This is a genomic window from Arthrobacter sp. SDR-2R (assembly GCF_057747955.1).
The window spans coordinates 2,116,913-2,139,141 of the sequence record NZ_CM173231.1; the positions used below are offsets into that span (position 1 = coordinate 2,116,913).

Annotated in this window: 19 protein-coding genes and 1 tRNA gene; 10 read left to right on the forward strand and 10 right to left on the reverse strand. The window is 67.1% G+C overall.

What is annotated here, in order from left to right; translation table 11 throughout:
• Positions 1 to 44 precede the first annotated feature (44 nt).
• Positions 45 to 701: an MBL fold metallo-hydrolase gene (locus tag AC3ANU_RS09855; RefSeq protein WP_134163834.1), complete on the forward strand. Its 657-nt coding sequence runs from the start codon at positions 45 to 47 to the stop codon at positions 699 to 701.
• Here AC3ANU_RS09855 and AC3ANU_RS09860 read toward each other — a convergent pair.
• Complete coding sequence (locus AC3ANU_RS09860; RefSeq protein WP_488315911.1) at positions 698 to 1,810, reverse strand: PLP-dependent cysteine synthase family protein; 1,113 nt, start codon at positions 1,808 to 1,810, stop codon at positions 698 to 700. The two genes, AC3ANU_RS09855 and AC3ANU_RS09860, sit on opposite strands and share 4 nt — an antisense overlap.
• A gap of 109 nt (positions 1,811 to 1,919) precedes the next feature.
• Here AC3ANU_RS09860 and AC3ANU_RS09865 point away from each other — a divergent pair, with 109 nt between their 5' ends.
• The 3 genes from AC3ANU_RS09865 to AC3ANU_RS09875 are packed head-to-tail and all read left to right on the forward strand — an operon-like array spanning position 1,920 to position 4,449.
• On the forward strand, positions 1,920 to 2,834 hold the full coding sequence (locus AC3ANU_RS09865; protein ID WP_134163836.1) for a sulfurtransferase: 915 nt from the start codon (positions 1,920 to 1,922) through the stop codon (positions 2,832 to 2,834).
• Complete coding sequence (locus AC3ANU_RS09870; protein ID WP_488315912.1) at positions 2,831 to 4,024, forward strand: NAD(P)-dependent alcohol dehydrogenase; 1,194 nt, start codon at positions 2,831 to 2,833, stop codon at positions 4,022 to 4,024. Before AC3ANU_RS09865 ends, AC3ANU_RS09870 begins: the two co-directional genes overlap by 4 nt.
• Entirely contained in the window at positions 4,021 to 4,449 is a 429-nt protein-coding gene (locus AC3ANU_RS09875; RefSeq protein WP_018768431.1) for an HIT family protein, read from the forward strand. The genes AC3ANU_RS09870 and AC3ANU_RS09875 overlap by 4 nt, the downstream gene beginning before the upstream one ends.
• A 25-nt stretch (positions 4,450 to 4,474) precedes the next feature.
• Here AC3ANU_RS09875 and AC3ANU_RS09880 read toward each other — a convergent pair whose 3' ends face one another.
• The 3 genes from AC3ANU_RS09880 to AC3ANU_RS09890 form a co-directional block, all read right to left on the reverse strand.
• Positions 4,475 to 5,458: a beta-ketoacyl-ACP synthase III gene (locus AC3ANU_RS09880; RefSeq protein WP_134163838.1), complete on the reverse strand. Its 984-nt coding sequence runs from the start codon at positions 5,456 to 5,458 to the stop codon at positions 4,475 to 4,477.
• Positions 5,459 to 5,488: 30 nt separating this feature from the next.
• Complete coding sequence (hrpA, locus tag AC3ANU_RS09885; protein ID WP_134163839.1) at positions 5,489 to 9,457, reverse strand: ATP-dependent RNA helicase HrpA; 3,969 nt, start codon at positions 9,455 to 9,457, stop codon at positions 5,489 to 5,491.
• 78 nt (positions 9,458 to 9,535) lie between these two features.
• Positions 9,536 to 9,703, reverse strand: a complete 168-nt coding sequence (locus tag AC3ANU_RS09890; protein ID WP_166673023.1) for a hypothetical protein — start codon at positions 9,701 to 9,703, stop codon at positions 9,536 to 9,538.
• An 81-nt stretch (positions 9,704 to 9,784) separates the two neighbouring features.
• Between AC3ANU_RS09890 and AC3ANU_RS09895 the strand changes: the two genes are divergently transcribed.
• Entirely contained in the window at positions 9,785 to 10,753 is a 969-nt protein-coding gene (locus AC3ANU_RS09895; protein WP_018768427.1) for a GlxA family transcriptional regulator, read from the forward strand.
• A gap of 13 nt (positions 10,754 to 10,766) precedes the next feature.
• Here the strand turns inward: AC3ANU_RS09895 and AC3ANU_RS09900 are convergent, their stop codons facing one another.
• Positions 10,767 to 11,099, reverse strand: a complete 333-nt coding sequence (locus tag AC3ANU_RS09900) for a protealysin inhibitor emfourin (RefSeq protein WP_056388014.1) — start codon at positions 11,097 to 11,099, stop codon at positions 10,767 to 10,769.
• A 57-nt stretch (positions 11,100 to 11,156) separates the two neighbouring features.
• Positions 11,157 to 12,209, reverse strand: a complete 1,053-nt coding sequence (locus AC3ANU_RS09905) for a M4 family metallopeptidase (RefSeq protein WP_134163840.1) — start codon at positions 12,207 to 12,209, stop codon at positions 11,157 to 11,159.
• A 125-nt stretch (positions 12,210 to 12,334) separates the two neighbouring features.
• On the opposite strand from AC3ANU_RS09905, the gene AC3ANU_RS09910 reads away from it, so the two are divergent.
• Complete coding sequence (locus AC3ANU_RS09910; protein ID WP_018768424.1) at positions 12,335 to 13,285, forward strand: cation diffusion facilitator family transporter; 951 nt, start codon at positions 12,335 to 12,337, stop codon at positions 13,283 to 13,285.
• An 83-nt stretch (positions 13,286 to 13,368) separates the two neighbouring features.
• On the opposite strand, the gene AC3ANU_RS09915 is transcribed toward AC3ANU_RS09910, so the two are convergent.
• The 4 genes from AC3ANU_RS09915 to AC3ANU_RS09930 all read right to left on the reverse strand — a co-directional run bounded on the left by AC3ANU_RS09915 (position 13,369) and on the right by AC3ANU_RS09930 (position 16,466).
• Positions 13,369 to 13,441, reverse strand: a tRNA-Arg gene (locus AC3ANU_RS09915).
• Positions 13,442 to 13,551: 110 nt separating this feature from the next.
• Positions 13,552 to 15,102 carry an FAD-dependent oxidoreductase gene (locus AC3ANU_RS09920; RefSeq protein ID WP_134163841.1) on the reverse strand — a complete coding sequence of 517 codons (1,551 nt, stop codon included), beginning with the start codon at positions 15,100 to 15,102 and terminating at the stop codon, positions 13,552 to 13,554.
• Complete coding sequence (locus AC3ANU_RS09925) at positions 15,099 to 15,971, reverse strand: FAD:protein FMN transferase (RefSeq protein WP_488315913.1); 873 nt, start codon at positions 15,969 to 15,971, stop codon at positions 15,099 to 15,101. Before AC3ANU_RS09925 ends, AC3ANU_RS09920 begins: the two co-directional genes overlap by 4 nt.
• 3 nt (positions 15,972 to 15,974) lie before the next feature.
• On the reverse strand, positions 15,975 to 16,466 hold the full coding sequence (locus tag AC3ANU_RS09930; protein ID WP_488315914.1) for an FMN-binding protein: 492 nt from the start codon (positions 16,464 to 16,466) through the stop codon (positions 15,975 to 15,977).
• Positions 16,467 to 16,676: 210 nt separating this feature from the next.
• Between AC3ANU_RS09930 and argS the strand changes: the two genes are divergently transcribed.
• Genes argS through thrC form a run of 4 tightly spaced genes read left to right on the forward strand, consistent with a single transcriptional unit; the run spans position 16,677 to position 22,227 of the window.
• The gene (argS, locus tag AC3ANU_RS09935) at positions 16,677 to 18,326 is read left to right on the forward strand and encodes an arginine--tRNA ligase (protein WP_018768420.1); all 1,650 of its coding nucleotides are present in this window, start codon (positions 16,677 to 16,679) and stop codon (positions 18,324 to 18,326) included.
• A 4-nt stretch (positions 18,327 to 18,330) separates the two neighbouring features.
• On the forward strand, positions 18,331 to 19,803 hold the full coding sequence (lysA, locus tag AC3ANU_RS09940) for a diaminopimelate decarboxylase (RefSeq protein ID WP_018768419.1): 1,473 nt from the start codon (positions 18,331 to 18,333) through the stop codon (positions 19,801 to 19,803).
• Positions 19,804 to 21,120, forward strand: a complete 1,317-nt coding sequence (locus AC3ANU_RS09945; protein WP_018768418.1) for a homoserine dehydrogenase — start codon at positions 19,804 to 19,806, stop codon at positions 21,118 to 21,120.
• Complete coding sequence (gene thrC, locus AC3ANU_RS09950; protein ID WP_488315915.1) at positions 21,121 to 22,227, forward strand: threonine synthase; 1,107 nt, start codon at positions 21,121 to 21,123, stop codon at positions 22,225 to 22,227.
• Positions 22,228 to 22,229: the final 2 nt, after the last annotated feature.

Consider the following 22,229-nt stretch of genomic DNA (forward strand, 5'->3'; position numbering starts at 1 on the left):
AGGGTCCGTGGACAGGCTTCCGGGGCGGACCCTAGGCTGGCGCTATGAAGCTGACCAAGTACACCCACGCCTGTATCCGGCTCGAGAAGGAAGGCCGCATCCTGGTCCTGGACCCCGGCACCTTCTCCGAATCAGCCGAGGCGTTGTCAGGGGCCCAGGCAGTCCTGGTGACCCACGAACACGCAGACCATCTTGACACCAAGGCCGTGGTCGCCGCCCTCGAAGGAGACCCGGGCCTGGCGCTGTATGCCCCCGGGGGCGTGGCCGGGCAACTGCGCCGGGAAGCTGCCGCCGCGGCAGACCGCATCCATACGGTGGAACCCGGCCAATCCTTCCAGGCCGCCGGCTTCGACATCCGCAGCTTCGGCGGCCAGCACGCCCTGATACACCCGCAGATCCCGGTGGTTGCCAACATCGGTTTCCTGGTGGACGGAAACGTGTACCACCCGGGGGACTCGTTCATCATCCCGGACGGAATCCAGGTCCAGACGCTCCTGGTCCCGCTGCACGCGCCGTGGAGCAAGTCCGCCGAGGTTGTTGACTTCGTCATCGGTGTGCGGGCGCCGCGCGCCTTCCAGATCCATGACGGCCTGCTCAACGACAACGGCCTGGGCATCGTTGAAGGCCATGTCAAGCGGATCGGCGCCAAGTACGGCACCGAATACAGGCACCTGGCCGCCCGCGAGTCCGTGGAGGTTTAGGCCGGCGCGCCGGTCCACTCCCCGGTGTCCAGGAAGCGCGAAATCACGGCCTCGTAGGGCGCCGGATCCAGCCCCTGGGAAGCCAGCCAGTCCTGGTTCCAGTAGTTGCCCGCATACCGTTCGCCGCCGTCGCACATCAACGACACGATGCTGCCCTTGCGGCCTTCGGACAGCATCTGGGCCACCGTCTGCCAGACTCCCCACAGGTTGGTTCCGGTGGAGGGACCTGCATGCAGGCCGGCGAATGAGTTCAGGTGCCGCATTGCTGCCACCGAGGCGGCATCCGGCACCTGGACCATCCGGTCGATCACCGTAGGGATGAAGCTCGGCTCCATCCGGGCCCGGCCAATGCCTTCGATGCGCGAGGGCAGGCCGGTGGGCCGTTCGGCTGTTTCCCCCAGCCAGCCTGGATAGAAGGCCGAGTTCTCCGGGTCCACCACCAGCAACCGTGTGGGATGGCTGTGGTAGCGCAGATACCGGCCGATCGTGGCGCTGGTTCCGCCCGTACCGGCGCCAACCACGATCCACTCCGGCACCGGATGCGGCTCCAGGCTGAGCTGCCCGAAGATCGATTCGGCGATGTTGTTGTTCCCGCGCCAGTCGGTGGCCCGCTCCGCGAACGTGAACTGGTCCATGTAATGCCCGTTGCAGGTGGCGGCTACTTCTTCGGCTGTCGAATACACATCCGTGGCGTTCTCCACCAGCAGGCAGGAGCCGCCGAACTTTTCGATCAGCGCGATCTTTTCCGGGCTGGTGGTGCGGGCCATCACGGCGACAAAGGGCAAACCCAGCAACTGGGCGAAGTAGGCCTCCGAGACCGCGGTGCTGCCGCTTGAGGCCTCCACGATGGTGGTGTCCGCCCGGATCCAGCCGTTGACCAGCCCGAACAGGAACAGGGACCTGGCCAGCCGGTGCTTCAGGCTGCCGGAGCGGTGCGTGGACTCGTCCTTGAGGTACAGCTGGATGCCCCACTGTTCCGGCAGCGGCACGGAGTACAGGTGCGTGTCAGCGGAACGGTTGTTTTCGGCGGTGATGGTGCGGATGGCCTGGTCGGCCCAGTCCCGGTCCGTTCCGCCATCGTTCCTGCCGGTGCTGCCCTCGATCGTCACCAGTCCAGCCTACCCGCGGGCCGGGAACTCCCCGTCTAGAGTGGGACCGGCGGCCGTCCAGGCAGGATGTCCCCGCGTCCGCCGTCAGCACGCTGCAGAAGGAGCACCGATGAAACCGTTGATGGACGTTGCCGCCCTCCAGGCCAGGCTCGGCGCCGGGCGCCGGACGGTGCTGCTGGACGTGCGCTGGGTCCTGGGCGATCCGCACGGCCACGAACACTATCTCGCAGGGCACCTGCCGGGTGCCGTCTTCGTGGACCTGGCCTCCGAGCTGTCCGACCCGGCGGTTGCGGACCGGGGACGGCACCCCCTGCCCTCCGCCGGACAGTTCCAGGAGTCGGCCCGGCGCTGGGGCGTCAGGAAGGGCGACGTCGTGGTCGCCTACGATGACAGCGCGAACATGGCGGCCGCAAGGGTGTGGTGGATGCTCCGCGATGCCGGCCTCAATGAGGTGTACCTGCTCGACGGCGGCCTGGCCGCCTGGCGTGCCGCCGGCCTGCCCCTCGAACCGGGCCCGGTCCATCCCGCGCGCGGCGACGTGGAGCTGGGCAGCGGGCAGATGCCAGTGGTCGACGCCGGTGCTGCCGCAGCCTGGCCGAGGGATGGGCTGCTGTTCGATGCCAGGGCAGGGGAGAGGTACCGGGGCGAGGTCGAACCGGTTGATCCCCGTGCCGGACACATTCCTGGAGCGGTGAGCGCCCCCACCACGGGGAACGTGGACGACGCCGGGCGGTTCCTGCCGCGGGAAGAGCTGCGGCGGAGGTTTGAATCCCTTGGCGTGGTGGCAGGCCTCCCGGTGGCCGTCTATTGCGGGTCCGGCGTCACGGCCGCCCACGAGGTGGCTGCACTGGAACTCGCCGGGTTTCCGGCAGCCCTGTACCCAGGCTCCTTTTCGGAGTGGTCCAACCGGCCCGGGCTGCCGGTGGCCATGGGTCCGGAACCCGGGGGCGGCGGAACGGAGACCCGGGAGGGCGGAAGGCCGGCTGGAAACTCCGCAGGCGGCGGGGGTAGCGTCGCACTATGACACCAGGACGCCCGGTACCACCGCCCCTAGCAAAACCCATAGATCCAGCCCAACCCAACGACCCCTCCAACCCTCTGGAGCCCGTATCTGATGCTGCCCCCGCCGCTGAAGCCGGGTCGCTTGCCGGCGCCTGGGGTGCGGTCTCCCGGGAGAGCGGACTGGTGCCGCTGACCGTGGCCCGGCGCGCGCCCAAGCCGGACGACGTGGAGATCGCCATCGAGTTCTGCGGGCTCTGCCACTCCGACGTGCACGCAACCCGCGGAGAATGGGGCGGCCAGGCGTACCCCCTGGTTCCCGGCCACGAAATCGTGGGAACCGTCAGCAGGATCGGCGCGGACGTTACCGACTTCGCCATAGGCGACCGGGTGGGCGTGGGCTGCATGGTGGACTCCTGCCGCGAGTGCGACAGTTGCCTTGACGGCCTTGAGCAGTACTGCGAAAACGGGATGACCGGCACTTACGGTGCCAAGGACCGGCGGAACGGTGACGCAATCACCCAGGGCGGGTATTCCTCGTCCATCGTGGTGGACCGCCGGTACGTCCTGCGTGTCCCGGCGTCGCTGGACCCGGCCGCCGTCGCGCCCCTGCTGTGCGCCGGCGTCACCACGTTCTCCCCGTTGCGGCACTTCGACGTCGGGGAAGGGGACGTGGTGGGCGTCGTCGGGCTGGGCGGGCTCGGCCACATGGCCGTCAAGCTTGCAAAGGCGATGGGGGCGAAGGTGGTGGTATTCACCACGTCAGAGTCCAAGGTGGCGGCCGCGCTGGAGCTTGGCGCGGACGAGGTTGTCCTGTCCCGGGACGGGGAGGCGATGGCGGCCGCGGACCGCACGGTGGACCTCATCATCGATACCGTTGCCGCCCCGCACGACCTGAACCCCTTCTTCCGCACCCTGCGCGTGGACGGGGCATTGTTCCAGCTGGGACTGCCCTCCGAGGCGATGCCGCCGGTCAACCCGGGTGCTCTGATCCGGCGCCGGATCGCCTATGCAGGGTCCTTGATCGGCGGGATTGCCGAGACCCAGGAGATGCTGGATTTCTGCGCTGAACACGGCGTGGTGGCCGACATTGAGATGGTGACCGCTGCCCAGCTGAATGAAGCTTACGACCGGATGGTCGCAGGAGACGTTAATTACCGGTTCGTGCTGGATACCGGCACGCTGCAGGCAGCCGCTGAGGAGGCAGACGCATGAGCACACTGTTCACGAAGATCATCAAGGGTGAGATCCCGGGCCGGTTTGTGTGGCGGGAGGACGACGTTTCGGCGTTCCTGACCACCGGCCCGCTCGCGGACGGCCACACGCTGGTGGTTCCCACCGAAGAAGTGGACCGCTGGACGGACGCGTCGCCGGAAACACTGGCCAAGGTCATGGAAGTGGCACGGCGCATCGGTGCCGTCCAGGTGGACATTTTCGGGGCACGCCGGGCGGGCCTTATCGTGGCGGGCTACGAAATCAACCACCTGCACGTCCACGTGTGGCCATCGCAAAGCATGGCCGACTTCGACTTCGGATCGGCGGACCAGAACCCGGACCCCGCAGTCCTCGACGCCAACGCGGAGAAACTGCGCGACGGCCTCCGGGCCGCCGGGTACGGGGAGTTCGTGCCCGGCAGGTAGGACGCGGGGAAGGCTGGCAGGGAGATCAGTCCCGGCGCGGCGTCATCGCCACCATGCCCGCATAGGTGAAGCCGCCGCCGAAGCCGAAAAGCAGTGCGGGGACGTCCGCCGGGATCCTTCCGGAGTGCCACCATTTGCTCAGCCCCAGCGGCACGCTGGCAGCGGACGTGTTCCCGGACTCGGTGACGTCGGTGATGACAATCCGGTCCGACAGCCCCAGGGCCTCGGCCAGCGGTTCGATGATGCGGAGGTTGGCCTGGTGCGCGGCAAGGACCTGGATGTCGTCCATTGCCAGCCCCGCCCTGGCCACCGTCTCGCGGGCACGCTCCGGCGCTTTGGTCAGGGCCCACCGCAGCACCTCGCGGCCGTTCTGCGAAAACCTGCCCGACGGCGGGGAGATCCGGACAGCATCGGCCATGCCGCCCTCGGACCCCCACACCACCGGGCCAATGCGGGGCGTCTCCGACGGACGCACGACGGCGGCGCCGGCGCCGTCCGCGGTGAGCACCGCCGTCGCGCGGTCCGTCCAGTCGGTCACGGCTGAGAGGGTTTCCGCGCCAACGACGATCGCGTGGGAGGCGCTGCCACTGCGGATGGCCTGGTCGGCCACGCCGAGGGCGTACTCAAAGCCCGAACAGGCCGTATTGACGTCCATGATGGCCGGTCCCCGGCCGTCCCGTCCCAGGCCCAGCGCCTCGGCCACCCGGCCCGCGGTGTTGGGGGAACGTTCGGCGGCCGTGGTGGTGGCCACCACCACGAGGTCGACGTCCGCGGCCGCGACGCCCGAATCGGCCAGGGCCATCCGTGCCGCCGGAACCGCGAGGTCCACCACTGTCTCGCCCTCGCCGGCGATGTGCCTTGTGACGATGCCGGTGCGCTGGCGGATCCACTCGTCGTTGGTGTCCATCATGCCCTCGAGCTCATGGTTGTCCATGATGCGCGCGGGCTGGGCGTGGCCGAGCCCTGCAATCTCTGTCCCTGCCGGGCCCTGGGCAAGCGTGAGCTTCATTGGATTCCTCTCCTTGGTGGCTGGCCGCCGCTAGGCGGGGGCCAGTGCTTTGTTGAGCACGGCGCGGATCCGCTTCTCAGACACTGAATACGCGGTGCCGAGCTCGACGGCGAACAGGCTTACCCGAAGTTCCTCGATCATCCAGCGCACCTGTGTTAACTCGCGTCCTGCCCGCCGTCCGGGCAGCAGCGCCGAGACGGCATCGTCGTAGTCGTCCTCAAGCCGCTGGACGACAGCCATGTTAAGGGCGTCGCGCTGGACGTTGCCGGGCAGCCGCTCCAGCCGCTTCTCGATGGCCGCCAGGTACCGGGGCATCTGGCTGAGCTGTGCGTAGCCCGTGCGTGCCACAAAACCGGGATACACCAGTTGTTCCAGTTGGCTCTTGACGTCGTTGAGCGCGCTGATCAGGGCCAGGCTGGTGGTGCCCTTGAGCTGCTTCTCGATCCGGCGGGTGCTGGCCAGGATGCGCTCCACCACGGCGGTGACCGTGAAGACGGTGTCGATCAGTTCGGCACGCACCAGCTCATACAGCTGGTCAAAGGCCTTCCGGTCCCAGGGAAGGTCTGCGGGGGTGAGCTTGTCGATGGCCGCCAGCGCGCAGTCCGCGATGAGGGCGGATACCGAGCCGTGCGGGTTCTGGCTGAAGGTCAGCTTTTCCGTGTTGCTCAGGTGCTCCAGGACGTAGCGGTCCGGCGCCGGAACCCGCAGGGCAAGCAGGCGGATCACGCCGCCGCGCATCGCGTCGAGCTGTTCCTCCTGCGTCTGGAAGACCCGCAGCGACACTGAGGTTCCCTGGTCCACCAGGGCCGGGTACCCGGTGACGGTGTGGCCTTTGACCATGCTGCTCACCTGGCGTTCGATGGTGCCGAAACTCCATTCCGTCAGGCCTTCCTGCTCCACGAACCCGGCCGCGGCGGAGGTTCCCGGCACCCCGGCAGCCTGCGGGCGTGCGGCTGCTCCGGCGTCGGACGCCTTGCCGTTCCTGCGCTGCTGGGCCTTGCCGCCGGCGCCGGGCGCAGTGGAGGCCGGCGTGGCGCCGAGCGAGTCTGCAATCGCACGCCGGGTGGCAGGAGCCAGCCTCTCCTGCAGTTCGGCCAGGTCCTTTCCTTCGCCCAGCACCTTGCCGCCGCTGTCCACCACCTTGAAACTCACGCGCAGGTGCGCAGGCACGGCGTCCCAGTTCCAGGAACCGGGTGGGATGATGGCGCCGCGGATCCGCCGCAGCGCGAGTTCCAGCGACGGCTCCAGCTCATCCCGGGCAGGATCGAAGTCCGCTTCGAGGACCGCCACCGCCTGCCGGGCAACATCGGGGGCAGGAACGAAGTTCTTGCGGACCTGCTTGGGCAGCGACTTGATCAACGCGGTCACCAGCTCCACGCGCTGGCCGGGGATCAGCCAGCGGAACGGGGCATCGTCCAGCTGGTTGAGGAACAGGACGGGAACTTCGGCCGTGACGCCGTCGGACGGGTTGGGCGGTGAACCAGGAGCCACGGGGTGGAACTCGTACGTCAGCGGAAGCTCGAAGCCCTTGTGCAACCAGGTCTTGGGGTAGGCCGATTCATCCAGGTCATCGGCGTCGTCACTGAGGAGCAGCGATTTGTCGTAGTCCAGGAGGTCCGGATTCTCCCGGCGGGCATCCTTCCACCATTTATCGAAGTGCCGTTCGGAAACCACGTCGGGGCCGATCCTGGCGTCATAGAACTCGAACAGCGTCTCGTCATCCACCAACAGGTCGCGGCGGCGCATGCGTGCCTCGAGTTCCTCCACCTCATGCAGGAGCGCCCGGTTGCGGTGGAAGAACTTGTGGTGGGTCTTCCAGTCACCCTCCACCAGGGCATGCCGGATGAACAGCTCCCGGGCCACGACCGGATCCACCCTGCCGTAGTTAATCCGCCGCTGGGCAATGATGGGAACGCCATAAAGGGTGACCTTTTCGTAGGCCATGACCGCGCCCTGCCGCGTGGACCAGTGCGGTTCACTGTAGGTGCGCTTCACCAGGTCCGGTGCCACCTGCTCGGCCCACAGGGGATCGAATTTGGCCGCCACCCTGGCCCACAGGCGGCTGGTTTCCACCAGCTCCGCTGCCATGACGAACGTGGGGGACTTCTTGAACAGCGCGGAACCGGGGAAGATCGCGAACCGGCTGCCGCGGGCACCTGCATACTCGCGCTTGCGCTCATCCAGGATTCCGATGTGGCTCAGGAGCCCGGACAGCAGGCTGATGTGGATCCCGTCATGGTTGCCCACGGGATCGGCCAGGCGCTTGTTGTCCAGGGCGATCCCCAGCGGCCGCGCAAGCTGGCGCAACTGCGCGAAGAGGTCCTGCCACTCGCGAACCCGCAGGTAGTTGATGAATTCGGCCCGGCACAACCGGCGGAAGGCCGACGAGGACAGTTCCTGCTGTTTCTCCTGCAGGTAGTTCCAGAGGTTGAGGTAGCCGGTGAAGTCCGAGTTTTCGTCCCGGAAGCGGTTGTGCTTTTCCGCGGCCAGCTGCTGCTTGTCTGTGGGCCGTTCGCGGGGGTCCTGAATGGTCAGCGCGGCCGCCAGGACCATGACTTCGCGGACGCAGCCGCGTTTTCCGGCCTCCACGATCATTCGGCCCAGGCGGGGATCGACGGGCAGCTGGGCGAGTTTCTGTCCGACGGCGGTGAGGCCGCCGCCTGCCCCGGGCTTACCGCCGTTGTCTTGCGGGCGTGGGGGAGCCAGGGCGCCGAGCTCGCGAAGGAGGGTAACGCCATCGTTGATGGCCCGCGTTTCCGGCGGCTCGACAAAGGGGAACTCCTCAACGTCCTTGGGGCCCTTTGCCACGCCCATGGCGGTCATCTGGAGGATGACGGCGGCGAGGTTGGTGCGCAGGATCTCCGGATCCGTGAACCGGGGCCGGGACTCGTAGTCCTCCTCCGAGTAGAGCCGGATGGCGATGCCGTCAGACACCCGGCCGCAGCGGCCGGAGCGCTGGTTGGCCGATGCCTGCGAGACGCGTTCGATGGGCAGGCGCTGGACCTTGGTGCGGTGCGAATACCGGGAGATGCGGGCCGTGCCCGTGTCGATGACGTACTTGATGCCCGGCACCGTGAGCGACGTTTCCGCCACGTTGGTGGCAAGCACGATCCGGCGCTTGCTGCCGGGGTGGAACACCTTGTGCTGCTCCTGCAGGCTCAGGCGCGCGAACAGGGGAAGGATCTCGGTGTTGGACAGCCTTCGGTTGGACTGGATCCGGGCCTGGAGTGCGTCCGCGGCGTCGCGGATCTCCCGCTCGCCGGAGAAGAAGACCAGGATGTCACCGGGCGCCTCCGCCGCGAGCTCGTCCACCGCATCGCAGACGGCATCCAGGGGATCGCGGTCCTCCTCGAGTTCATCGTCCGAGGGGTCGTCGTCGTCGGCCTTGGGCTGGGACAGCGGCCGGTAGCGGATTTCCACCGGATAGGTCCGGCCGGAGACTTCGACGATGGGAGCGGGTTGTTCCGGGGTCCCGAAGTGGTGGGCGAACCGTTCCGGGTCGATGGTGGCCGAGGTGATGATCACCTTCAGGTCCGGCCGCTGCGGCAGGATCCGCTTGAGGTAGCCCAGGATGAAGTCGATGTTGAGGCTTCGTTCGTGTGCCTCGTCAATGATGATGGTGCTGTACCTGCGCAGCAGTCTGTCCCGCTGGATCTCGGCAAGCAGGATGCCGTCGGTCATCAGCTTGACCTTGGTTGCCTTGCTTACCTCACCGGTGAAACGGACCTGGAAGCCCACCTCCTGGCCGATGTCCACGCCAAGCTCTTCCGCAATGCGCTCGGCCACGGTCCGGGCTGCCAGCCGCCGGGGCTGCGTGTGGCCGATCAGTCCCTTCTCGCCCAGGCCAAGTTCCAGGCACATCTTGGGGATCTGGGTGGTCTTTCCGGAGCCGGTCTCGCCGGCGATGATGGTCACCTGGTTGGCCGCGATCGCGGCCATCAAGTCCTCGCGGCGCTCGGAAACCGGCAGCTCGGCGGGATAGGAGATATGAAAAGTCATGGCTGCAGACAGTCTACTGCGGGAGCCCCGGCTTCCCGTTTGTACTGCCGGCAGGTGTCCGGCGCCTTTGGTTCTGCCCTAGAAAACGCGGAGCGTGTAGTTGATGCTTGGGAGGTCCAGGGCGGACCAGGCTTCATGGGATTCAGCAGGAGGCGTGTGCCCCCGGCCATCACGCAAAAGCGCTGAAATGGTTGCTGCGGCCACGAGGAGGATCAGGAGGATGAGGAGGCTTATGAGGATTTCCATGCCTCCATGCTTCTCCATCCTGCAACAGGGAAAAAGTGGCAGAAATGCCCAAAAAGACATAATTCCTGCCACAATGGAAGCATGCTCAAATCAGTGGCCGTCATCGTGGTTCCCAACTTCTCGATGTTCGAGTTCGGCACTGCCTGCGAGGTATTCGGCATCGACAGATCCGGCCGGGGGAGCGGCGTCCCGGCCTTCGACTTCCGCGTCTGCACGCCGGAGCCTGGCGACGTCCGGTTGAAGTCAGGCCTGACCCTCAACGTGGGCCTGGGACTTGAAGCCACCGAAGATGCGGACCTGGTCATCATGGCCCCCTACGGGAGGGGCGACGAGTTGCATGAATCCGTAGTCGAGGCGCTGAGGGCTGCTGATGCAAGGGGGGCATGGGTGATGTCCATCTGCTCGGGCGCTTTTGCCTTGGCCCGCGCCGGCTTGCTGGATGGGCGCCGCTGCACCACGCACTGGCACTACTCCGGCCAACTGGCCGCCGAAAATCCCGGCGTGCAGGTGGACGAAAACGTACTCTACGTGCAGGACGGCAACATCATTACGTCCGCAGGGACCGCCGCCGGGATCGATGCCTGCCTCCACCTTGTGCGGGTCGAACTCGGGGCCAAGGTGGCTGCCGCGATCGCCAGGGACATGGTGGTTCCTCCGCACCGCGACGGCGGCCAGGCGCAGTTCATTGACCGGCCAATGCCGGCCTGCGGCTCAGCTCCCATGGAGGAGCTGCTGCGCTGGATGGTGGAGAACCTGGACCGCGAGCACACGGTAAGCGAACTGGCGGCACGCGTGCACCTGTCGGCCAGGACGTTCGCCCGGCGCTTCCGGTCCGAGACCGGAGCGACGCCTGCCGCCTGGCTCAATTCACAGCGGGTGCTCCGGGCCCAGGAACTCCTTGAGTCCACGGACCTGAACATCGAAGAAATCGCCAGGGAGTCCGGCTTCGGGCACCCTGTCCTGCTGCGGCACCACTTCGCCAAGGTCCTGGACACCAGCCCGCAGTCATACCGCCGCGCTTTCCGCGGCCAACTGGCTGTGGCGGGGTAGCACCCTTTGCACCCTAGCCCGGGGCGGGCTCGTCGCGGCGTTCCTGGGCGCGGAGTTCCTCGGCCGCTTCCCGTGCGCTGTCCACAAGAATCCGCCAGGGTCCGGTGACGGCCTGCTCGGGAAGTGCTGCCCTGCGTTGCCCTGCCCGGATCGAGTAGATGAACCTGTCCGGTTGGGCTTCCGCAAATTGCTCGGCAGCTGCCCTTGGCGTCTTGGGTACCGAATCCCACGGGCAGGCCTCGACCAGGGGCTGCCATTGGCTGAGGTCGCTGTCCGATTGCGCATCGACCGTCCACACCCGCGTAACCGCAGCTATCCCGCCGCTCCGTTCCACCTTGATCTTCATGGCATGGCCCCTGGGCTTCCCTGTGGCCCGGCGGCCAGTGACGGTCAGCCGGGGTGGTTAAACCTTGACCTTCACAGTTTCCCACGCCCCCGTTACGGCGTCATGCTCTTTTGACCCCGAACCGAACAGGTCCGCGGCGGCCCGTGCCGTGGCGCGGGCAAAGACGGTGAAGGTTGCGGCCGGCGGCATCGAACCGCTGGTAAGGGTCTCGTACCAGATGCGGCCGGGCGCCTCCCAGGCATTGCCGCCGAGGGCGTTCGCCACCAGGTAGAACGCGCGGTTGGGGATGCCGGAGTTGATGTGGACACCGCCGTTGTCTGCGCTGGTCCGGACATACGAGTCCATGGAGTCGGGTTGCGGGTCCTTGCCCAGCACGTCGTCGTCGTACGCCGTTCCGGGCGCCTTCATGGACCGAAGGGCCTGCCCCTGGACCTTGGATGTAAAGAGGCCTTCACCGATCAGCCAGCTGGCCTGGGCGGCGGACTGGTTCTTGACGTACTGCTCAACGAGGGCGCCGAAGACATCTGACATCGACTCATTAAGGGCGCCCGCCTGGTTCCGGTACGCAAGCCCGGCCGAGTACTGGGTGACCCCGTGCGCCAGTTCGTGTCCAATAACGCTGAGGGACTTGGTGAACCGGTCAAAGACGTCGCCGTCGCCGTCACCGAACACCATCTGGGTGCCGTTCCAGAAAGCGTTGTCGTACAGGTTGCCGAAGTGCACCGTGGCATCGAGCTTCATGCCGCGTCCGTCAACCGAATCCCGGCCGAAGGCGTCGGCATACAGCCGGTGCGTGTGACCCAGGCCGTCGTAGGCTTCATCGGTGGCGGCGTCGCCGGTGGCGCGCCCGCCTTCTTCCCGGACCAGCCTGCCCGGGAGCGTTTCTTCGCCGCCGGCATCGTAGATGGTGCGGTCCACCGGTCCCGGCTTGACCTGGCGCAGCCCGGGCGGGAGGACCGGGACGGCCTGTGCACGTGCTGCCTGGAATGATTCGATGTGGCCAAGGGCCTTCCGGGCCGCGCTTGCCGCCGAAGAGAATCCCGGTGCGTCCTGTTGGGCCAGCCGGCGCAACAGGTAGGGCGGAACGATGGAACAGAACTGAACTTGCATGGCGTACTCCCTCAGCTAGGTGCTTTCAGCCTAAGAGGAGCCTCCGACAATTGACTGCAGGCGGCCGCCGCGAATTCGGTTGGCTTCCGGGTACTGCAGCAGGCCCAGATGGGTACGGTAGGCGCATGGCTGACACCGAAAAGCACAACAAGCCCGGCTCCACCCTCCTCACGGTCATCATCGCCTTCGTAGCCAATACGCTCGTGGCGGTGGCGAAGTCGGTGGCCGCAGTCCTTTCGGGCTCGGCCTCCATGGCAGCGGAGGCAGCCCACTCCTGGGCGGACACAGGAAACCAGGTGTTCCTGTTCTTCGCCGAGCGCCGTTCAGGCAGGCCCAGGGACAAGAGCCATCCCATGGGCTACGGCCGTGAAGCCTACGTGTGGTCCATGTTCGCCGCGTTCGGACTCTTTACCGCCGGCGCGGTGGTGTCCATCATGCATGGCATCCAGGAGATCATCGAGCCGGAGCCGGCCGCAGATTTCATGGTGGCCTATGTGGTCCTGGCGGTGTCTTTCGTCTTCGAAGGCATCTCCTTTGTCCAGGCTTTCCGGCAGACCAGGAAGGCGGCCCATGAGCTGGACCGGCACACGATGGAGCAGGTGCTCATCAGCTCCGATCCCACCCTGCGCGCCGTCTTCGCCGAGGACGCTGCCGCGCTGATCGGCCTTGTCATAGCCTTCGTGGGCGTGTTCCTGCACCAGGTCACCGGATCGCCGTTGCCCGATGCAATCGGTTCGATCGCGGTCGGCGTGCTGCTGGCCGTCGTCGCCGTCGTCCTGATCGACCGCAACAGGCGCTTCCTGGTGGGCCAGGGCGTCACCCCCGACATTGAACGGTCCATGGCGCAACGGGTGCTGGCGCACCCCGAGATCGCGCGGCTCACGTACCTGCACCTGGAATTCGTCGGTCCCCGCAAGCTGTACCTGGTTGCGGCCGTGGACCTGCAGGGGGACCATCCCGAACATGAAGTGGCGGTGGTCCTGCGCCGGATCGAGCGTGAGCTGGAAGACCATGAAACTGTCGAGGAAGCCGTGCTGACCCTGGCCACGCTTGACGAGGTTGCCCTGCATTTCTGATCCTGCGGCTTCCGCAGCGCAGCAGGAAAGGCCGGAAAACGAAAGAACCCCCGCCGCTTCAGTGAAGCGGCGGGGGTTTTCTGTGCCCTCGATAGGATTCGAACCTACGACCTTCTGCTCCGGAGGCAGACGCTCTATCCCCTGAGCTACGAGGGCAATCCGTATTTCCTGCCGTTCCCGGCGGGACGTCCTAGAGCTTAGCAGGAAGGTGGCCCGCAAGGGAAAACCGACACCAAGGCCAGGAATGGACAGGCAAAGAAGCGGTTTCAATAGCCGGCGAAGGAGTCCGTCCGGACCCGGCGGGCACCGGCGCTCTTCGCCGCCCGGCGGAGCGATGCAACGCTTGCCGGGGACCCCGAAACATAGACGTCACGGGCGGCGATGTCCGGCACGAGCGCCGCAAGGGCCCCTCCGTCCAGCCGGGCTCCCGGGCCGGTGTTTGCGGCAGCGGAGGCCAGGCCGGAGGGCGGCCGGGAACCGTCCGCCAACCGCACCAGCACCCGGATGCCGGCGTCCCGGAGTTCCTCCGCGTAGGCCACTTCCCCTGCGCTATGGGCCAGGAGCAGGAGCACGGCGTCCCGCTCCCGCAGGCCCCCGGAGGACAGGTATGAAACGAAGGGCGTGATGCCGATTCCCGCCGCGATGAGCAAGACCGGCCGGTGCGGATCGCGCGGCAGGACAAAGTCGCCGCCCACCGCCGTGGCTGCCACTTCGTCGCCCGGCCGCAGGGCCAGCAGCGCCTCCTTTGCCGCAGACAAGGGACCGGCCGTCCGCACGGCGAACTTCACCAGCCGCTCCCGCGGTGGGCTTGTCAGGCTGAACACCCGGCGTCGGCCCTTGCCGTCCGGCCTGGCGTGCGGCAGGTCCAGTTCCATGTACTGGCCCGGAAGGAAGCGCACCGGCCGGGCCGGGTTGAACGTGAACTCGGTGGTGGCGGGCGTCAGCTGCCGGGTGCCGGTGAACCGGAGCTTCACGGCCCCGCGCTGCCCTGCCAGGAAGGCCAGCAGGTTGCCTGCCAGCAGGGCTGCCTCGGGCGAGTTGGCGAACAGGCCCAGGTTCCAGGGGACGGCGAAGAGCACTCCCACCACGGCGGCCAGCGCCAGCTGGTGCCTGCGGCGGGGCGGCAGGGTCAGGGGCTCGGTCAGCATGAATCCCACGAAGAACAGGACCGGCCGCTGCGCCAGGGCCTGGTAGATGCCCATGCCCGCCGTCATGCCCGATCGAAGCAGTTCAAGGGTGATGATGGCGGTGGCCACCAGCGTGAACATGGATGCCATCAGCACTTTGCGGGTCCGGTACAGGACCAGCAGCACGCCCGGCACCAGCAGCCACAGCATGGCAGGAGTTGCCGCCCACCACGTTGCGATATTCAGCCCGGTGAGGCCGGTGGCGAAGGCGCCGGCGGCGGCAGGATTGAAGATGTGCCGGCCGCGCCACGCCAAGGCATATTTGGAGGCGGAGGCCAGGACGCATGCCAGTGCCACCCCGGCCAGGTCCAGCGGCTGCAGGGACGGCCAGAACAGGAAATACAGCAGCAGCCCCGTGATGAGGGAGGACTCCGTGTGGGGGTTGACCCGGAAAAGCGCCGCCAGCGCCCGGTTGGAGGCGTAGGTCAAGCCCAGGCACAGCGCCAGGTGCGCGAGCATTTCCGGGATACCGAACGTCAGCCAGCCCAGGATGTTGAGCAGGATGCTGTAGGCGGCCAGGACCGCCAGGACTGTTAGGACAACCCGGTACATGGTGAACCTGCCCACGGCGGTCCCCATCCGGCCGGCCAGGGACGGCGCCGGGGGGTGCGGTGTTTCCACGGGACTCATGAGAACAGCATCCCTTCGAATTCGGCGGAGTAGGCGGCGCTGCCGTCGGAAAAGACGGTCAGCCACGAAAAATCAAAGCTTTCCTGAAGCGTGGCGCCGGGAACAAAGAACAGGGCCGTGGCGAGTGCGTCGGCCACCATGGCAGTCCCCGCCAAGGCCCAGGTGGCGACGGCGGTCCGCACCGGCTGCCCGGTGGTCCCGTCCAGGACGTGGTGGAGTCCGTCCCCCCAGGCGCGGCGGTTGGCAGCCGACGCACACAGGGCGCGACCGTCCAGGTAGATCGTCCCAATCGCCTGTGCAGGGTTGTAGGGGTGTTCAAGCGCCACGCTGACGGGTCCTGCCCCGCGGGCCAGCAGGTCGCCACTGGCGTCGATGACGAAGGCGCCGATGCCGGCGGCCGCCAGGTCCGCGGCCAGGAGGTCCACCAGCAGGCCCTTGCCTGCGGCGCCGATGTCCAGCAGCACGGGGGCGCTGGCCGTCAGGACGGTTCCGGACCACGTGAGCACCGATTCCCAGGCCGGCGCAGGCAGCGGCGGACCGGCCGGCCGGAGCGAATACGCTGCGTCATACCCCAGGCGCTCCAGGCTGCCGCCAATCAGCGGCGTCATGGCGCCGCCGGTCACCCGGTAGAGCAGGCTGTAAAGCTCGCCCAGCGGAGCAGCCTCGTCCGGAAACTGATAACGCCCCGGCTCCCGTGCCAGGTCCGACACCAGCGAGTCGGCCCGGAAACGGGACCAGTCGGCGTCGAACTTCTCAACCGTGTTAAGCACGCGTTCGCGCAGGGACGCGGGCAACGGCAGGGGAGTGGTGATGTCCCAGCCGGTTCCGATCCCCTGGAACAGGAAGTCATCCCAGTCCGTGACGGACACCGCCTACTGCGCCTCCGCCTTGATCTTGTCCACGGCCTGGTTGAAGCCTCCGCTGGTCAGGGAGGAGCCTGCAACCTTGGAAACGTTCAGTTCATCGATGTTCCTGCCCACCACCTGGGCAGCGATGCCACCGGCGAACTGGCCCTGGAACTTGCGGGTGTTCGGATTGGACGGGTGCTGGGTGATCTGCACGTCCGTGACCTTTCCCGCCGCCAGCGTCAGCTGAACGCCCACCGTTTCCGTGCCGTTGGGTGACACGTAGTTCCCGTCCGCGCTGTAGGTGCCGTCTCTGTAATTGCCGCCGCTGCCGGCCAGGGCGGAAGAACCCGCAGAAGGAGTGGACGGGCTTCCCGCAGCGCCCGGGGTGCTGTCCGCCGTGGATGGTGCACAGCCGGCCACGGTTCCTGCGAGGGACAGGCCTGCAAGGCCGGCGAAGATACCCTTGCGGAGCGAGGCGCTGGATATGGCGGGGCTTTGAGGGGTGGAGGGTCTCATGAAGGCTCTCGTTTCACTGTTGGGGCTGTACCGGTCTCTTTGCGCAATGCCGTCTTTGCGCAATCCCGTGCGGCAGTGGTTACGGTCTAGTCAACGCCGGATGGGCCGGAATGGTTCACCGCGGAGCCGGGCCCACCCGTCCATGGAGCCGGAAGGGCGGCCCAGGCCGCCAAATTCTTTGCTGTCACTGGCCCCCGGTAGTCTAGAGGGGTGACTCCCGAAGAACTTTCCCTCGCCATATCCGCCTGCCTCAAAGACGCCGTCGCCGCCGGTGATATTGACCTTGCGGCGTCAGCCATTCCGGCTGAGGTGCGCGTGGAGCGGCCCAAGAACCGGGACCACGGCGACTGGGCCACCAACATTGCCCTCCAACTCGCCAAGCAGGCGGGTACCAACCCGCGCGAATTCGCCACCCTCCTCAGCAGCCGGTTGAAGACCATCGACGGCGTCTCCGCCGTCGACATCGCCGGCCCTGGCTTCCTGAACATCACGGTGGACGCCGCGGCCGCCGGCGCCCTGGCAAAGGTCATTGTCGAGGCCGGCGGGGACTACGGCACCAACACGGCGCTCGCCGGGCACACCGTCAACATGGAGTTCGTGTCCGCAAACCCCACCGGGCCGCTGCACATCGGGCACACCCGCTGGGCCGCTCTGGGCGATTCCATCGCCCGCGTGCTGCGGGCGTCCGGGGCCGACGTCACGGCCGAGTACTACATCAATGACGCCGGCTCGCAGATGAACACCTTCGCCACCTCCGTCTACAACCGGCTGCACGGCCTTCCCGTGCCGGACGGCGGCTACCCGGGACAGTACATCGCGGACCTGGGCCACGAAGTGCTCACTGCCCACCCGGACATCCGCGAGCTCACTGAAGTGGCGGCCCTGCCGGTCATCCGCGCCGCCGCCTATGAAGCGCAGATGAAGGACATCAAGGCCACCCTGGCGGACTTCGGCGTCGAGTTCGACGTCTTCTTCTCCGAACAGGAACTGCACGACGCCGGCGCCATTGAAAGTGCCGTGGCCCGCCTTCGCGAACAGGGCCACGTGTTCGACGACGGCGGGGCGGTCTGGCTGCGGACCACGGACTTTGGCGACGACAAGGACCGCGTGATGGTCCGGGCGAACGGCGAGCCCACCTACTTTGCCGCTGACGCCGCCTACTACCTGTCCAAAAAGGACCGCGGCTTCACCGAGAAGATCTACCTCCTGGGCGCCGACCACCACGGCTACATCAACCGGCTCAAGGCCATTGCCGCCGCTGCCGGTGACGACCCCGAGGTCAACATCGAGGTCCTGATCGGCCAGCTGGTGTCCGTCAACGGTGCCAAGCTGTCCAAGCGCGCCGGCAACATCATCGAACTCAAGGACCTGATCGAGTGGCTGGGCAAGGACGCCGTCCGCTACTCGCTGGCCCGGTTCCCCGCCGATTCACCGCTGACCCTTGACCCGGACCTGTTGAAGAAGCACAGCAACGAGAACCCGGTGTTCTACGTGCAGTACGCCCATGCCCGCTCGCGCGGCGCCGCACGCAATGCCGTGGCTGCGGGCGTGGACCGTTCCGCGTTCGACGCCTCGCTGCTGGACCACGCCACGGAAAACGAGCTGCTGTCCTACCTGGGCAGCTACCCGTCCATCGTGGCCAAGGCGGCAGAGCTGCGCGAACCGCACCGCGTGGCACGGCACCTTGAGGCCATCGCCGGGGCCTACCACCGCTGGTACGACGCCTGCCGCATTGCCCCCATGGGCGACGAACCCGTGACCGACCTCAACCGCACCCGTCTGTGGCTCAACGACGCCACCAGCCAGGTGCTGGCGAACGGACTCGACCTGCTGGGCGTTTCGGCGCCGGAACGGATGTGACCCGGTGACGCACACAGCAGCCCAGGCTTCTCCGCTTGCCCCGGAGTGGCTCACGGTTCCGGACGACCTCAATGCCCTCCACGAACCGATGTGGGCCCGCGACGTGGCACGCAACGGGGACGGCGAACTCAGCATTGACGGCATCCCCGTCAGCGAGCTTCAGCGGCAGTACGGCACCCCGCTTTTCGTGATGAGCGAGAACGACTTCCGTGCCCGGGCCAGGGCATTCAGCGACGCCTTTAACGATGCCTTTGCCGATATTTGCGGGGGAGTGGACGTCTACTACGCCGGAAAGTCGTTCCTCTGCACCGCGGTGGTCCGCTGGGTGGAAGAGGAAGGGCTGCGCCTGGACACCGCCTCGGGCGGCGAACTCGCCGTGGCCCACCGGGCCGGAATTCCCGGCGCGGACGTCGCGCTGCACGGCAACAACAAGTCCGACGGCGAAATCCACCGGGCCCTGGACATGGGACTGGGCCGGATCGTGGTGGACAGCCTGGCCGAACTCCACAGGGTGGGCACCATCGCCGAGGCCCGCGGTGAACAGGCCAAGGTCATGCTTCGGCTGACTCCCGGCGTGCACGCCCACACCCACGAGTTCATCGCCACTGCCCACGAGGACCAGAAGTTCGGCCTCTCCATGGCAGCCGACACCACTGACGAGGCCGGGATCTCGGCCGCCGAGGAAGCAGTGGCGGCGGCCACAGCCCATCCCGGCATCGAACTGCTGGGCCTGCACTGCCACATTGGGTCGCAGATCTTCGAACCGGACGGTTTCGCGCTGGCCGCCGAGAAGCTCCTTCGCTTCCTGGCCGCCATGCAGGAAAAATACTCCATCACCCTGCCGGAACTGGACCTCGGGGGCGGATACGGGATTGCCTACACCCCGGTGGACACCCCGCGCCCCGCCGCTGAAATCGCCACGGCGATGGCCGCCGTCGTGCGTTCCACCTGCGCCGAGCTGGGCATTGACGCGCCCCGCATCTCCATCGAGCCCGGGCGCGCCATCGTGGGCAGCACCACGTTCACCCTTTACGAGGTGGGCACCGTGAAGACGGTCCGCGTGGATGCCCCTGCGGCTTCCGCGGACGGTGACGCGGGCAACAACGTTACGTATCCCCGCCGGTATGTTTCGGTTGACGGTGGCATGAGCGATAACGCCCGGCCAGTGCTGTACGACGCGGATTATTCGGCCGTTCTGGCCTCGCGGACGTCCGGCGCGGCGCCGCAGCTGTCCCGCGTGGTGGGCAAACATTGCGAGAGCGGCGACATAGTTGTTAGAGATGTATATCTGCCCGAGGACGTGGCAGCCGGTGATCTGCTTGCTGTACCGGGAACCGGCGCCTACTGCTGGGCCCTCTCGAGCAACTACAACTATCTGGCCCGGCCGGGCGTTGTCGCGGTGCGCGACGGATCTTCCCGGCTGATTGTCCGCGGGGAAACCGAAGAAGACCTGCTGAACCGCGACATGGGAGCCTGAATGACGGAAATGCGAACGCTGAAAGTAGCCCTGCTGGGCTGTGGCAACGTTGGGGCCCAGGTTGCGCGGATCCTCCTTGAGGACGCCGATGCCCTTGCCGCCCGGACAGGTGCCCGCCTGCAGCTCAGCGGCATCGCCGTGCGCAACGTCAACGCCCCGCGCGACGTTGACCTGCCGCAGGAGCTCTTCACCACCGACGCCGACACCCTGGTCAAGGACGCCGACCTGGTCATCGAACTGATGGGCGGCATCGAACCGGCCCGCACCCTGATCCTCTCCGCCCTGCGCAACGGCGCGTGCGTCGTGACGGGCAACAAGGCGCTCCTGGCCCAGGACGGCCCCACCCTCTACGAAGAGGCTGACAAGGCCCACGTCCAGCTCTCCTACGAAGCTGCCGTGGCCGGTGCCATTCCCATCCTCCGCCCCATCCGCGACAGCCTCTCGGGCGACCGGATCACCCGGGTGCTGGGCATCGTCAACGGCACCACCAACTTCATCCTTGACCAGATGGATTCCACCGGTGCCCAGTTCGCGGACGCCCTCGCCGAGGCCCAGCGCCTTGGCTACGCGGAAGCCGACCCCACGGCCGACGTCGAAGGCCACGACGCCGCCGCCAAGGCCGCCATCCTGGCCTCGCTCTCCTTCCACACCCGCTTCGCCCTGGAGAACGTCCACTGCGAGGGAATCACCAACGTCAGCGCTGCCGACATCGCCGCGGCGAAGGACGCCGGCTTCGTGATCAAGCTGCTGGCCATCGCGGAGAAGCTGACCGACGCCAATGGTGAGGAAGGCGTGTCCGTCCGTGTCCACCCCACCCTCCTGCCGCGCGAACATCCGCTGGCCGCGGTCCGCGGTGCCTTCAACGCCGTGTTCATCGAAGCGGAAAACGCCGGCGAGCTGATGTTCTACGGCCAGGGCGCCGGGGGAACCCCCACGGCGTCTGCCGTTATGGGCGATCTCGTGTCGGCCGCCCGCCGGCTGGTCCTGGGCGGACCCCAGCGCACGGAAACCACCACCGGCCACGTCCCGGCGCTGCCCATCGAAGCGGCCACCACCAGCTACTACATCGGCCTGGATGTTGCAGACCAGCCCGGTGTGCTTGCCCGGATCGCCCAGCTGTTCGCCGAGCACGGCGTCTCCATCGAAATCATGCGGCAGACCATCCACCGGGATGCGGAATCCAACGTGGAGTCGGCCGAACTGCGGATTGTCACCCACCGCGCATCAGAGGCTGCCCTTGCAGCCACCGTCCAGGCCGTAAAGGGCCTGGACGTCATCAATTCAGTTACATCCGTTCTGCGGGTAGAAGGAGTCTAAGTGGCTCACCAATGGCGCGGCGTCATCCGCGAATACGCTGACCGTCTGCCCGTGACGGAGTCCACCCGGGTGATCACCCTGGGGGAGGGCGGCACCCCGCTGGTCCACGCGCAGAAGCTCTCAGAACTCACCGGTTCCGAGGTCTACCTGAAAGTGGAGGGGATGAACCCCACCGGGTCCTTCAAGGACCGGGGCATGACCATGGCCATGACCGCGGCGGTAGCCTCCGGTGCGAAGGCCGTTGTGTGTGCGTCCACCGGCAACACGTCCGCTTCAGCCGCTGCCTACGCAACCGCCGCCGGCCTGAAGTGCGCCGTCCTGGTGCCCGAGGGCAAGATCTCCATGGGCAAGCTGAGCCAGGCGATCGCCCATGGCGCCACCCTCCTGCAGGTGGATGGCAACTTCGACAACTGCCTGGACATCGCCCGCAAGCTGGGGGAGTCGTACCCCGTCTTCCTGGTCAACTCCGTCAACCCTGCCCGCATCCAGGGCCAGAAGACCGGCGCCTTCGAAGTGGTCGATGCCCTGGGCGACGCACCGGACATCCACGTCCTGCCCGTGGGCAATGCCGGCAACATCACGGCATACTGGAAGGGCTACAAGGAGTATTCAGCCCCCTTCGAATCCGACACGGCCGGCACCCTGCCCGCCGTCGCCACCAGGACGCCCGCCATGTGGGGCTTCCAGGCAGCCGGGGCAGCACCGTTCGTGGCGGGCCACCCGATCACCGAGCCGGACACCATCGCCACGGCCATCCGCATCGGAAACCCCGCTTCCTGGGACGGGGCCGTAGGGGCACGTGACGAATCCGGTGGACTCATCGATGCCGTCACCGACGAGGAAATCCTGAACGCCCACCGCTGGCTGTCGGCCAGGGAAGGCGTGTTCGTGGAGCCCGGCTCCGCTGCCGGCGTGGCGGGCCTGCTCAAGAAGCACGCCGCCGGCGAGGTTCCCAGCGGCAAGACCATCGTCATCACCGTCACCGGGCACGGCCTGAAGGACCCCCAGTGGGCCCTGCGCACGGAAGACGGCAGCGAAGTCCAGCCCGTCAAGGTACCGAATGACGTGGTTACTGTCGCCGCTGAGCTGGGACTGGAAGAAAGATAGCC